A 12,527-nucleotide genomic window follows, 5' to 3' on the forward strand; every position below is an offset into this window, starting at 1 on the left:
CTTACATCCTGAACACGCCGAAACGTGTCTCCTCTATCGGGGCGTTCAGTGCGGCGCTCAGAGACAAGGCGAGCACATCGCGGCTTTTGCGCGGGTCGATGATGCCGTCATCCCAGAGACGGGCCGAGGCATAAAGCGGGTGCGATTGCTCTTCGAACATCTCCAACGTCGGACGTTTAAACTCGGCCTCTTCCTCGGCCGACCAGGTGCCGCCCTGTCGTTCGATCCCATCGCGCCTGACGGTGGCCAGAACACCGGCTGCCTGCTCGCCCCCCATCACCGAAATCCGCGAATTCGGCCATGTCCACAGGAACCGCGGCTGATAGGCGCGTCCAGCCATGCCATAGTTCCCGGCCCCGAACGAGCCGCCCACCAGCATCGTGATCTTGGGAACGCTCGTCGTTGCAACTGCCGTCACCATCTTGGCGCCGTGGCGGGCGATCCCCTCGTTCTCGTATTTGCGGCCGACCATGAAGCCGGTGATGTTCTGCAAGAAGACCAGGGGCGTTTTGCGCTGCGAACACAGCTCAACGAAATGCGCGCCCTTTTGCGCGGCCTCCGAGAACAACACCCCATTGTTGGCAATGATCCCGACGGGACACCCTTTGACATGGGCAAAGCCGGTGACCAGTGTCTCGCCAAACCGGGGTTTGAACTCATCAAACCGCGACCCATCGACAAGCCGCGCAATCACTTCACGGATGTCATAGGGCGTGCGCAGGTCGGCGGGAACAACTCCCAGAATTTCCTCCGGATCATAAGCAGGCTCCTCGGGTGCGTCGAACCGTAGGCCGGGCTTCAGCCCGGCACCCCCCAATGACCCGACAGCCCGCCGCGCCAATGCCAGCGCATGCGCATCATCTTCGGCCAGATAATCTGCCACACCCGACAGGCGTGTGTGCACATCGCCGCCACCCAGATCCTCGGCGCTGACAACCTCACCCGTCGCAGCTTTGACCAATGGTGGCCCTGCCAGAAAGATTGTGCCCTGTTCCTTTACGATGATCGTCACATCGGACATTGCAGGAACATAGGCTCCACCCGCCGTGCATGATCCCATCACCACGGCAATCTGAGGGATACCCTTCGCGCTCATCCGCGCCTGATTGTAGAAGATACGCCCAAAGTGGTCGCGGTCTGGGAACACCTCATCCTGATTGGGCAGGTTCGCGCCGCCACTGTCGACCAGATAGATGCACGGCAGATTGTTTTCCTCGGCAATCTCCTGCGCGCGCAGGTGCTTCTTGACGGTCATCGGATAATAGGTGCCGCCCTTCACGGTGGCATCGTTACACACCACCATGACTTCGCGCCCCTGCACCCGGCCAATCCCCGCGATGACCCCGGCACAAGGTGCTGCATCGCCATACATCCCATGTGCCGCTGTCGCCCCGATTTCAAGGAACGGCGACCCCGGATCAAGCAGGTTCGCCACCCGCCTGCGCGGCAACATCTTGCCTCGGGATTCATGCCGCGCGCGGGATTTCTCGCCCCCGCCCATGCGGGCTGCTTCGGCAGCAGCAGAGATTTGCGCCAGCGCATCGAGATGAGCGGTGCGGTTTGTCTTGAAGCCCTCGGAGCCGGGCATGGCTTTGGATGTGAGTTTCATTTGTAGATATCCACCTTCAATGCCCGATTACTTATGGGCAAGACCACCACTGCGAAGTAAATTATGTAGAAGATTACGCTCTTTGCAGAAGACGAGAGGGGCCAATTGAACAGCCCTTCAGGGTTGTTCAAATTGATACTAATCTCATCCAGTGCCAAGAATGGCAAAGGCAGCGTCATCAGAAAAAGCAATAGTAAGAAATGAAAAACCCCATTCTTGGACTTAACGCGCAGCCAAGCTTCGCAGTTACCACACCTTACAGCTGGCACGTACTCCTCACTGCCAACCATAGTGTTCAAAACACTCAAGGGCTGCGGCACCCCACATTTAGGGCACTTTAACCCTGACAGACGCCGCAGAATCTTATTCATTTCAATTCCCCCGCCGCCCGCGCCTTCAGTTCCTTTCGGATCACCTTCCCCGTCACCGTCATCGGCAGCTCCTCCAGAAACGCCACCTCGCGCGGATACGAATAATGCGCCAGACGGTCTTTGACCCAGTCCTGCAACTCGCGCTCCGTGGCCTCAGCACCCGTCTTCAACACTACATAAGCCTTGACGATCTCGGTCCGCAGCTGGTCAGGTTTTCCGACCACGCCTACCGTCGCCACCGCCGGGTGGGTCAGCAGGCAATCCTCGATCTCAGCTGGGCCAATGCGATACCCGGCGGAGGTAATCACGTCATCGTCCCGACCGACAAATCGCAGATAGTCGCCCTCCCACACGCCGCGGTCGCCGGTGATCAGCCAGTCGCCGCGAAACTTGTCTGCGGTCGCTTCGGGGCGGTTCCAGTATTCCAGCAGCATCGAGGCCGAGCCGTGCCGGATGGCGACGTCGCCCTCGTCCCCGGTCGGGTTTCCGTCCTCATCAATCACCGCAACCTCATGCCCCGGCACCGGTTGGCCGATACAGCCGGGGCGCACAGGGAAATCTTCGGCGCAGGAGGATACGACCATGTTGCACTCGGTCTGGCCGTAAAACTCGTTGATCGTCAGACCAAAGGCCTTCTGTCCCCATGCCAGCATTTCGGCACCCAGCGGTTCACCCCCGGACGCGACCGAGCGCAGACCGGGGATCACCTGATCTGCTGCCTTGAGCATTCGCAGCGCCGTTGGTGGGAAAAAGACGTTCCGCACCCCGCCACGCGCGATGATGTCAGCGCAGGCCTTGGGGGTGAATTTCTCAAGCCGTGCCGCGACAACAGGAATGCCCAGCGCAAGACCCGGCATCAGCACGTCGAACAACCCGCCGATCCACGCCCAATCCGCCGGGGTCCAAAGACAGTCGCCTTCGCGCAAGTGATTATGGCTGATCGAAACGCCTGGCAAATGACCGGTCAGGACCCGGTGTCCATGCAGCGCGCCCTTCGGGCTGCCGGTTGTGCCCGAGGTATAGATCAACACAGCCGGATCGTCAGGGCCGGTCGTGGCGAATGTTACAGCGGGGCCATCTTCGCCAATCACCGATGCAATCAAGGGCGTGGCCAGATCACCCAACAGATCAGCCCCTTCGGCGTCGGTCAGTACAATCCGGGCACCAGCGTCACTGACCCGCGACCGCAACGCGTCCTGCTTGAACAGTTTGAACAAAGGGACCGACACAGCCCCGATCTTCCAGATCGCCAGATGGGCCGCCGCGCACCATGGCGACTGGCTCAGCAACACTCCGACGCGATCACCGGGTTGCACATGGCGCAATAATGCGCGGGCTATTCCGTCTGTCATTTGCGACAGCTGCGCAAAGCTGATGTGCTGCGGGTCAGGTCCGGTCAAATCGATCAGCGCGACCCGGTCCCCCGCATGCCGCAGGCACTGCTGCGCCATGTTCAGCCTGTCCGGCAGATCCCAGCCTCCATCCGGGCGCAAACCCGGTATGCGCTCAGCGGTTAGCACGGCGAATTTTCCCTATATTTCCTGCACTTCTCGGTTCAACTGCACCCAACTCCTTCACATAAACTTGATGCAGATCAGAGTGGGCAGTTCCAATCGCTGCAACACCAAGGTCATCAACAGAACCAAAGGCAAGACAATGACCAAGAAACTCGCCGCATTGACCCTTTCCACCGCGTTGGTTGCTCTGGCTGCTCCTGCGTTTGCCCAATCTCAGGGGGATTGGACGCTCGGCATCGGTGTGGGGTACCTGGACCCGAAATCCAACAACGGAACACTGGCCGGCCTGAGCGCCGATATCGACTCGGATACGCGCCCGATCTTCACCGCCGAGTATTTCATCCAGGACAATCTGGGGATCGAGCTGCTGGCCGCGACCCCGTTCAAACATAACGTCACCTTGGGCGGAAGCGTGGACGCTGGCAGCGTCAAGCATCTGCCGCCCACCTTGTCGCTGAACTATCACTTCCCGACCAATAGCGCCTGGAAGCCCTATGTCGGCGCCGGTCTGAACTATACCATCTTCTTTGACGAGCAATCTGCCCTTGGCAACCTCAAGGTCGATGATTCCTTCGGCGTTTCGCTGCAAGCCGGTCTCGACTACATGATCACCGACAAAGGTGCGGTCCGTCTGAATGTACGCTGGTTCGACATCGACTCGGACGTCACGCTGAACGGAGCCGATATTGGCACTGCGAACATCGACCCTTGGCTGGTCGGTATATCCTACGTTCATCGCTTCTGATCCTTTGATCGAAACGCCCCGCTGTAACCTCGTCTGCGGGGCGTCTTCATTCAGCGCATTTCGTTCATCATTTCCCGGCCGATCAGCATCCGTCGAATCTCGCTGGTGCCTGCGCCGATCTCCATCAGCTTGGCGTCCCGGAAGATCCGGCTAACCGGTGCGTCAGACAGAAACCCTGCCCCGCCCAGCGCCTGAACCGCCTGATGCGCCTGAACCATCGCCTGTTCGGATGCGTAAAGACAGCACGCCGCTGCATCCTGCCGGGTGACGTCCCCACGATCACAGGCCTTAGCCACCTCATAGACATAGGCCCGCGCCGAGTTCATCGCGGTATACATGTCGGCAATCTTGCCCTGCATCAGTTGGAAGCTGCCAATCGGTTTGCCGAATTGCTTGCGCTCGGCCAGATACGGCATCACCTCATCCAGACAGGCGGCCATGATGCCGGTGCCGATCCCGGCCAGAACCACGCGCTCATAATCCAGACCTGACATGAGCACGGCTACGCCCTTGCCCTCTTCTCCCAACACGTTCTCGAACGGCACTTCGACATCTTCAAAGATCAGTTCAGCCGTGTTCGACCCGCGCATCCCCAGCTTGTCGAAATGGGGCGAGGTCGAAAAACCCTTCATCTCTTTTTCAATCAGAAATGCGGTAATGCCTTTTGATCCGGCATCGGGGTCCGTCTTGGCATAAACCACCAGTGTATCCGCGTCCGGCCCGTTTGTGATCCAGTACTTGTTGCCGTTCAGTCGGTAATGGTCGTTGCGTTTTTCCGCCCGCAGCTTCATCGACACCACGTCCGAACCTGCGGAAGGTTCCGACATCGCCAGCGCACCCACATGTTCTCCCGAGACCAGGCGCGGCAGGTATTTCTGTTTCTGCTCTTCCGTACCGTTCAGCTTGATCTGGTTCACACACAGGTTGGAATGCGCCCCATAAGACAGCGAAACCGAGGCAGAAGCGCGCGCAACTTCTTCGACAGCAATTGTATGCGCCAAATAGGACATGCCCGCACCGCCGTATTCTTCTGGCACGGTGACACCCAAAAGACCAAGCTCTCCCATTTCTTTCCACAGTTCATTCGGAAAGCTGTTCTTGGCATCAATCTCAGCCGCCATCGGCTTGACACGCTCCTGCGCCCACCGATGCACCATCTCGCGCAGGGCGTTCACATCCTCACCCAGATCAAACTTCATCGTGGCCATGAACATCTGTGTCCTCCCTCCGCATTAATGAACAAGTGTTCAATAAATCTCTAACAGCGAATCTGTCTTCGGTCAATCTTTGTGAAAGCCCGGACCAAAACGCGAAACGCCGCCCAAACCGGGCGGCGCTCTCAAGGGTCGAGTGTGCGCTGAAAGCGCACTCTGTTTTGCTAGGATTGATAAACTGCGCCCACTTCGGCTCGGATGATGCGCGCGATCACTTGGCAATCCTCCAGTGAAAAGGTCAGCGGCACACGCATATCCATGATGCCTGCCAGAACACGATCACTTTCCGGCATTCGTTCGCTTTCAAAATATCTCCAGCTGTCATAGCGCGACGTGAACCCTGTTGGCTCAGCCCCGCCAAACCATTTGATCTCGACCCCACGCGCGGCGCAGCGGCTGATAACGTCGGCTATCCGCTCAGGCGACCAATCCAACAGCAGGAACTGGATCGAAGACCCGACATAGGTTTCCTCTTCGGGTCGCTCGACAATCGTCAGGCCCGGAGTGCCGCGCAGCCCGGTCTCGATCTCGCGATAGCGCTCGTTCCACCGTGTCACCTGCCGGTCCAGATCCCGCAACTGAGGGCGTAGGATGGCGGCACGCAAATTGTCCATGCGACCGGACACATTGGGTGTGGTGTACTTTATCCGCTCGAACACTTCAGGTCCCGGCGCTGCCAGATGGCGTTCATACAGCATGTATGACCCCGACAGCATTGTGGCCTTGGCCGCCAGTTCCGCGTCATCAGTAACCAGCAAACCGCCCTCGCCCGAGTTCACGTGCTTATAGGTCTGGCAGGAATAACACCCGATCGCCCCCTGCCGCCCCGACAACTGACCACGCCAGGCCGCGCCCATCGTGTGTGCGCAGTCCTCGATCACGATAACGCCTGCCGCGTCACACATCTGCATCAGACGATCCATGTCACACAGATGCCCGCGCATATGGCTGAGCATCAGGACACGGGCCTGATCCAGTTTGCCCTCAAGATCCTCCAGATCGATGGTCAGGTTTTCGGTGACGCCGACAAAGATCGCCCGCGCTCCGACCGATGCAATTGATCCCGGCACCGGAGCCAGAGTGAACGCATTGGTCAGAACCGGGTCGCCCGGCTGCACACCGACGGCCCGCAACGCGGTGGCAAGCGCATAACCGCCAGAGGAAACCGCCAAGCAATACTTGGCCCCCATCTGTGCAGCAAACTCCTGTTCCAACAGGGCCGTTTCCCCCAACTCACCGGGGACCACGTTATAGCGATGCAGCCGCCCGTGACGCAGGACAGCCAGCGCTGCCTCGATTGCGTCGTCTGGAAGGGGTTCCTGCTGCGTGAAATTACCAATGAATGTTTCCGTCATGGTCTTTTTCTGGATCTCCGACAGGGTCCGGTCAAGGTTTCAGGCTGCCGCACCGATCAGATCAGGCACAAGATCGGGCAAGTCGTCAAAGTGATGCAGCAGGGCTTCGGGCTCCAGCGCTGCCATGTCCTCCCCTGACGGCCCGAAAGTCACCAAAACCGATGGGACCCCTGCCGCTCGGGCGGTATTGCGGTCGGTATCCGAATCTCCGATCAGCACGCACCAGGCTGGATCTCCCCCGGCCCGTCGCGCAGCCTCGCGCAGAGGGGCCGGGTCCGGCTTGCGCACCGGCAGCGTATCCGCACCTACCAACGAGGCAAAACGATCCCGCACTCCCATGCGCGTCAGTAACAATTCGGCCAGATGTTCCGGCTTGTTGGTGCAAATGCCGACACCGTAGCCCGCGTTACTCAGCATCTCGACGGCTTGTAACGCTCCCGGATAGAAACTTGTGTGGGTGTCGATATCCTGCGCGTAAGCCTCAAGCAGAACCGGATAATAGGCCTGAACGGTGTCCTCGTCGTAAGCTCCAACGCGTTTCAGCCCTTGGGTTAACATCATGCGCCCGCCGCGCAACGCAATGCCTGCATCCTGCCCATGGACCAGCACATCACCATGCCCCATTTCGCGAAAACAATGGTTCGCCGCTGTCAGCAAATCGCCCGATGTATCCGCCAATGTGCCGTCCAGATCGAAGATGACGGTCCGCATGTTGCCTCCTGTTTCGGCAGGTTTTCGCCGTGTCCTGTTTCAATCGGCAATCTTGTTTGATGGCCGAACAGCTTGCGCCTTTGCCCTCAGCGGATAAAACGGTCGGCAACAAAACACAAAGAGAAAACGATTTCATGACCATTGCCCTTGTCATCCTTGCCGCCGGAAAAGGCACCAGGATGAATTCGGATCTTCCCAAAGTCCTGCATCCCATCGCTCAGGCTCCGATGCTTGTTCACGCGATGCGCGCCGGGTCTGTCCTGTCGCCCGAACGTACGGTGATCGTTACCGGCCACGGGTTCGAGGCTGTAGCAAAGGTTGCTCAGGACGAAGACGAAGATGCCCGGATAGCCGTTCAGGAAGAACAGTTGGGTACGGCCCATGCGGTCGGTCAGGCCAGGACAGCACTGGAAGGGTTCGACGGTGATATCGTGGTTCTTTTCGGCGACACCCCGTTTTTACAACCCGACACGCTGGAACGGATGGTCGAGGCTCGATCCCAAAATGACCTGGTCATCCTTGGGTTCGATGCGGCTGATCCGGCCCGCTATGGCCGGTTGGTCATGAATGGCGACACGTTGGAACGCATTGTCGAATTCAAAGACGCATCAGATGAAGAGCGCGCCATAACATTTTGTAACTCGGGCCTTTTAGCTTGTAATGCCCAGTTGCTTTTTTCGCTGATTGACGCCGTTGAAAACAACAATGCCTCTAGGGAATACTACCTGACAGACGTAGTTGAGATCGCCCGCAACCGCGGTCTGAACGTAACCGCCGTCGCCTGTGACGAGGCGCAGACGCTGGGCGTGAACTCACGCGCTGATCTGGCCGCCGCCGACGCCGTATTTCAGGCGCGCGCGCGGGCAGAACTGCTGGATATGGGTGTCACATTGATGGCACCGGATACGGTATACCTGTCCGCAGACACTGTGATTGGGCGTGACACAGTTATCGAACCCAACGTGGTCTTTGGCCCCGGAGTGACCGTCGAAAGCGGCGCGAGCATCCGGGCCTTCTCCCATCTGGAAGGGTGCCATGTCAGTCGCGGTGCCATCGTCGGCCCCTACGCGCGGCTGCGCCCCGGCGCGGAACTGGCCGAAAACACGCGGGTAGGCAATTTCGTTGAAATCAAGAATGCCGAAATCGCCGAAGGCGCGAAGGTCAACCACCTCAGTTATATCGGGGACGCATCAGTGGGTGCTGCGACGAATATCGGCGCGGGAACAATCACCTGCAACTATGATGGCGTGATGAAGCACAAAACCACCATTGGTGCGAATGTCTTTATCGGCTCCAACACCATGCTCGTGGCCCCAGTCACTGTGGGCGATGGCGCAATGACAGCGACAGGCACCGTGGTGACCAAAGACGTAGCGCCCGAGGCGTTGGCCGTGGCGCGCGCCAAGCAGGAAAACAAACCCGGCTACGCGCGAAAACTGTTTGATATGTTGAAGGCGAAGAAGGCTCGCCGCGATAACGAGGCCTGAGATATGTGTGGAATTGTAGGTGTCTTGGGCCAGCATGAAGCGGCCCCTATTCTGGTAGAAGCCCTGAAACGGCTGGAATATCGCGGCTATGACAGCGCCGGGATTGCAACCGTTAATGACGGTGTCCTGGGTCGTCGGCGTGCGGTCGGCAAACTGGTCAACCTCAGCGATCTGTTGGTGCATGATCCGCTGCCCGGTAAATCCGGCATTGGTCACACCCGATGGGCCACACATGGTGCGCCTTCCGTCAACAACGCGCATCCCCACAAGGCGGGCCCGGTGGCCGTGGTTCACAACGGAATTGTCGAAAACTACCGCGACCTGAGGGCGGAACTGGCCAAACACGGTGTCGCCTTCAAGACCGAAACCGACACTGAAACCGTCGCGCTGATGACGGAACATCACCTCAACACAGGCATGTCCCCGGTCGAGGCCGCCTTCAAGACTATCGACAAGTTGGAAGGTGCTTTCGCCCTTGCATTCCTTTTCGATGGTGAGGACGACCTGATTGTAGCGGCCCGCAAAGGATCACCCCTGGCCATCGGCCACGGCGATGGTGAGATGTATGTGGGCTCGGACGCCATTGCCCTTGCGCCGCTGACCAACCAGATCACTTATCTTGAGGAAGGCGACCGCGCGGTTCTGACCCGAACATCGCTGGAAATCCGCAACGAAGCCGGTGAACTGGCCAACCGGGAAAAGCGCAAGATCAAGCTGGATCATGCGCGCGCCGACAAGGGCGAGCACAAGCATTTCATGGCCAAGGAAATCGCTGAGCAGCCTATCGTCGTGGCCGAGGCCATCCGATCCTACCTGCCCACGGGCGGTGATCGAGTGGTGTTCCCCAACGCCGAGCTGGATTTCAGCAAGCTGGACCGCCTGACCATGGTCGCCTGCGGCACCGCGTTTTACGCCTGCCTGACCGCGAAATACTGGTTCGAACAACTGGCCAAGATGCCGGTCGAGGTCGATATCGCCAGCGAGTTTCGCTATCGTGAACCTCCGATCACGGGTCGCACACTGGCGCTGTTTGTCAGCCAGTCAGGAGAAACCGCGGACACCCTGGCCGCGCTGCGCTATTGCGAGGGCAAGGCGGACAAGATCGTTTCTGTCGTCAATGTCCCTGAAAGTTCGATTGCTCGGGAAAGCGATATCGCCCTGCCGATCCATGCTGGCGTTGAAATCGGTGTGGCTTCGACCAAGGCCTTCACCTGTCAACTAAGCGTTTTGCTGATGCTCGCGCTCAAGGCGGCGACAGATCGCGGCACCCTGACGGATGAGGAAATCGCCGATCATGCCGCTGCGCTGCGCGGATTGCCGACCGTGCTGAACACGGCACTGGATCAGAACCGGGCGATCCGCAAGGCGGCCCAACGCCTGTCCGAGGCGCGCGACGTTCTGTTCCTGGGCCGTGGCCTGATGTATCCGCTGGCAATGGAAGGGGCGCTGAAGCTCAAGGAAATCAGCTACATCCACGCCGAAGGTTATGCGTCAGGAGAGTTGAAACATGGCCCCATCGCCCTGATCGACAAACATATGCCCGTGGTTGTCATGGCGCCCCGAGACACGGTGTTCGACAAGACCGTGTCAAACATGCAGGAAGTGATGGCGCGCAAGGGCAAAGTGATCCTTGTGTCTGATGATGATGGAATTGACGAGGCCGGAGACGGAGTCTGGAGCACGATCCGGATGCCGCATGTTCACACCAGTCTTGCGCCGATCCTTTATTCGGTTCCCGCACAGTTGCTGGCCTATCACACAGCTGTAGCCAAAGGGACGGATGTAGACCAGCCGCGCAATCTGGCAAAATCAGTGACGGTAGAGTGACCCATGTCCAAACAGTTTCCCCGGCTTGATGACGCGCATCAAAAGTTCATCGAAGATCAGCATATGTTCTTCGTCGGCACCGCCGGGACCGAGGGAAAGGTCAATATCTCGCCCAAAGGTATGGACTCGCTGCGGGTGCTGGGGCCAAACCGCATCGTCTGGATGAACCTGACTGGCAGCGGCAACGAGACGGCGGGGCATCTGATGCAGGTCAACAGGATGACACTGATGTGGTGCTCCTTCACCACGCGCCCACTGATCCTGCGCACATATGGCACAGCCCGCACTCTGCACGTCAGAGATGAGGGCTGGGATGAACTGGCCAATCTTTTCCCCAACCACCGCAGCGCGCGACAGATCTATGACCAGTCGATCGAAATGGTTCAGACCTCTTGCGGGTATGCAGTGCCGTTCATGGAATTCAAGTCCGACCGCGACACGATGCAGAAATGGGTCGATGGCAAGACGGACGGCGACATCCGGTCTTATTGGGCCGAAAAGAACAGCCAGACGATTGACGGCGAACCGACAGGCGCTCCGGTCTGCCCCCAATGCTGACCCCTTTTCTTGATCAGATCAAAGCCCATGCCGACCCCGAACGTGCGGGTCAGATGGCCAGTTATCACAAGGCGGATCGCGTCTATCTGGGTGTCGCCAATCCGGTTCTCAACGATCTGACCAAAACATGGCGGCAAGAGCTGGATGTGAACAAACGCGTCACGCTGGCCAGGGCGCTGTGGCAAACCGATATCCACGAAGGGCGCCTTGCCGCGGCCAAGCTTCTGACCCAGGCCCGCATCCGGCCCGACGATCAGGTTTGGGACCTGCTTCAAAGCTGGCTACCGGATTTTGACGCCTGGGCCGTCGCCGATCATGCCTGCATGGCGATGCAAAAACGACTGATGGCCGACCCCGAGAGACTGATTGTCGTCGAACAGTGGACTCAGTCCGATCACATGTGGACCCGGCGCGCGGCCCTTGTCGCAACACTGCCCTGGACCAAACAGAACCACCCCAAGCCCGAAGACCTGCAACGTCGCGACTGTATCCTCGGCTGGGCCGCCGGATATGTCCCTGACCGCGACTGGTTTATTCAGAAATCAATCGCCTGGTGGCTGCGGGAACTGTCCAAACACGACCCCGAACGCGTGATCGCGTTTTTGGACAGACATGGTGGTGCCATGAAGCCGTTTGCCCGCCGCGAAGCCGCCAAATACCTGAAAAGTCAGTCGGCATAAACCGCGACTTCGACCAGTTCGTCCAATGGCACCAGAAGGGCCCGCATGGCATCCAGCGACAAGCGACTGCCGCTACTTTCCGGGCCTGCGGCAGGAACCAGAGTGATATAGGCCTGCGCGCCGGTTTTGGGCACAACAACCCGCGCCGTTACCTCGCTATCGACCAGCGGCGTCTGCATCCAGCGTCCTGGCGTGGTCGGATCACCAAGCCCGGCAATGGTTGTTTTGGCCCCGACCCAACTGGGGCGTGCCGCAACCGGTTCGGGCTGAAGAACCTCCTCAGCGACAACCGGCGCAGTTTCGACATCCGATACGGCCTCAGCCGCCTCACCCCCGGACCCGAATACACGTTCCGTCGTTGCCCGGACAGTGTCGCACCCGGTCAAAACAACGCATAGAAATACAAATGTCTTTTTCATGCCCGGAAACTACAACCCCATGCTGGCGTGATCC

12 protein-coding genes are annotated in these 12,527 nt (G+C 59.0%); 5 read left to right on the plus strand and 7 right to left on the minus strand.

Going from position 1 to position 12,527, the window contains the following annotated elements; genetic code table 11:
- Position 1: 1 nt before the first annotated feature.
- The 3 genes from ACR0DY_RS07485 to ACR0DY_RS07495 are packed head-to-tail and all read right to left on the minus strand — an operon-like array spanning position 2 to position 3,500.
- The gene (locus tag ACR0DY_RS07485) at positions 2-1,609 is read right to left on the minus strand and encodes a carboxyl transferase domain-containing protein (protein WP_480486221.1); all 1,608 of its coding nucleotides are present in this window, start codon (positions 1,607-1,609) and stop codon (positions 2-4) included.
- Entirely contained in the window at positions 1,606-1,980 is a 375-nt protein-coding gene (locus ACR0DY_RS07490; RefSeq protein WP_480481792.1) for a hypothetical protein, read from the minus strand. Before ACR0DY_RS07490 ends, ACR0DY_RS07485 begins: the two co-directional genes overlap by 4 nt.
- Positions 1,977-3,500 carry an AMP-binding protein gene (locus tag ACR0DY_RS07495; RefSeq protein WP_480898029.1) on the minus strand — a complete coding sequence of 508 codons (1,524 nt, stop codon included), beginning with the start codon at positions 3,498-3,500 and terminating at the stop codon, positions 1,977-1,979. The genes ACR0DY_RS07490 and ACR0DY_RS07495 overlap by 4 nt, the downstream gene beginning before the upstream one ends.
- Before the next feature lie 136 nt (positions 3,501-3,636).
- On the opposite strand from ACR0DY_RS07495, the gene ACR0DY_RS07500 reads away from it, so the two are divergent.
- Positions 3,637-4,242 carry an OmpW/AlkL family protein gene (locus tag ACR0DY_RS07500; protein WP_209504463.1) on the plus strand — a complete coding sequence of 202 codons (606 nt, stop codon included), beginning with the start codon at positions 3,637-3,639 and terminating at the stop codon, positions 4,240-4,242.
- A gap of 50 nt (positions 4,243-4,292) precedes the next feature.
- Here the strand turns inward: ACR0DY_RS07500 and ACR0DY_RS07505 are convergent, their stop codons facing one another.
- From ACR0DY_RS07505 to ACR0DY_RS07515, 3 genes are all read right to left on the minus strand, one after another.
- Positions 4,293-5,456: an isovaleryl-CoA dehydrogenase gene (locus ACR0DY_RS07505; RefSeq protein WP_267362877.1), complete on the minus strand. Its 1,164-nt coding sequence runs from the start codon at positions 5,454-5,456 to the stop codon at positions 4,293-4,295.
- Between the two features lie 164 nt (positions 5,457-5,620).
- Positions 5,621-6,811: a DegT/DnrJ/EryC1/StrS family aminotransferase gene (locus ACR0DY_RS07510; RefSeq protein WP_480476061.1), complete on the minus strand. Its 1,191-nt coding sequence runs from the start codon at positions 6,809-6,811 to the stop codon at positions 5,621-5,623.
- A 39-nt stretch (positions 6,812-6,850) separates the two neighbouring features.
- Positions 6,851-7,522 carry an HAD-IA family hydrolase gene (locus ACR0DY_RS07515; RefSeq protein WP_480545729.1) on the minus strand — a complete coding sequence of 224 codons (672 nt, stop codon included), beginning with the start codon at positions 7,520-7,522 and terminating at the stop codon, positions 6,851-6,853.
- Positions 7,523-7,656: 134 nt separating this feature from the next.
- Between ACR0DY_RS07515 and glmU the strand changes: the two genes are divergently transcribed.
- Genes glmU through ACR0DY_RS07535 form a run of 4 tightly spaced genes read left to right on the plus strand, consistent with a single transcriptional unit; the run spans position 7,657 to position 12,074 of the window.
- Positions 7,657-9,009, plus strand: a complete 1,353-nt coding sequence (glmU, locus tag ACR0DY_RS07520) for a bifunctional UDP-N-acetylglucosamine diphosphorylase/glucosamine-1-phosphate N-acetyltransferase GlmU (RefSeq protein WP_480545730.1) — start codon at positions 7,657-7,659, stop codon at positions 9,007-9,009.
- Between the two features lie 3 nt (positions 9,010-9,012).
- Positions 9,013-10,836, plus strand: coding sequence for a glutamine--fructose-6-phosphate transaminase (isomerizing) (gene glmS / locus ACR0DY_RS07525; RefSeq protein ID WP_480481798.1), 1,824 nt, complete (start codon positions 9,013-9,015; stop codon positions 10,834-10,836).
- 3 nt (positions 10,837-10,839) lie between these two features.
- A complete protein-coding gene (locus ACR0DY_RS07530; RefSeq protein WP_480481799.1) occupies positions 10,840-11,394 on the plus strand; it encodes a pyridoxamine 5'-phosphate oxidase family protein in 555 nt (184 codons plus the stop codon).
- The gene (locus tag ACR0DY_RS07535; RefSeq protein ID WP_480481800.1) at positions 11,388-12,074 is read left to right on the plus strand and encodes a DNA alkylation repair protein; all 687 of its coding nucleotides are present in this window, start codon (positions 11,388-11,390) and stop codon (positions 12,072-12,074) included. Before ACR0DY_RS07530 ends, ACR0DY_RS07535 begins: the two co-directional genes overlap by 7 nt.
- Here the strand turns inward: ACR0DY_RS07535 and ACR0DY_RS07540 are convergent.
- Positions 12,062-12,493 (minus strand): hypothetical protein, encoded by a 432-nt coding sequence (locus tag ACR0DY_RS07540; protein ID WP_480481801.1) that lies wholly within the window; start codon positions 12,491-12,493, stop codon positions 12,062-12,064. The genes ACR0DY_RS07535 and ACR0DY_RS07540 overlap by 13 nt on opposite strands.
- Positions 12,494-12,527: the final 34 nt, after the last annotated feature.

The sequence above is a fragment of the Ruegeria sp. O6 genome, assembly GCF_056535045.1.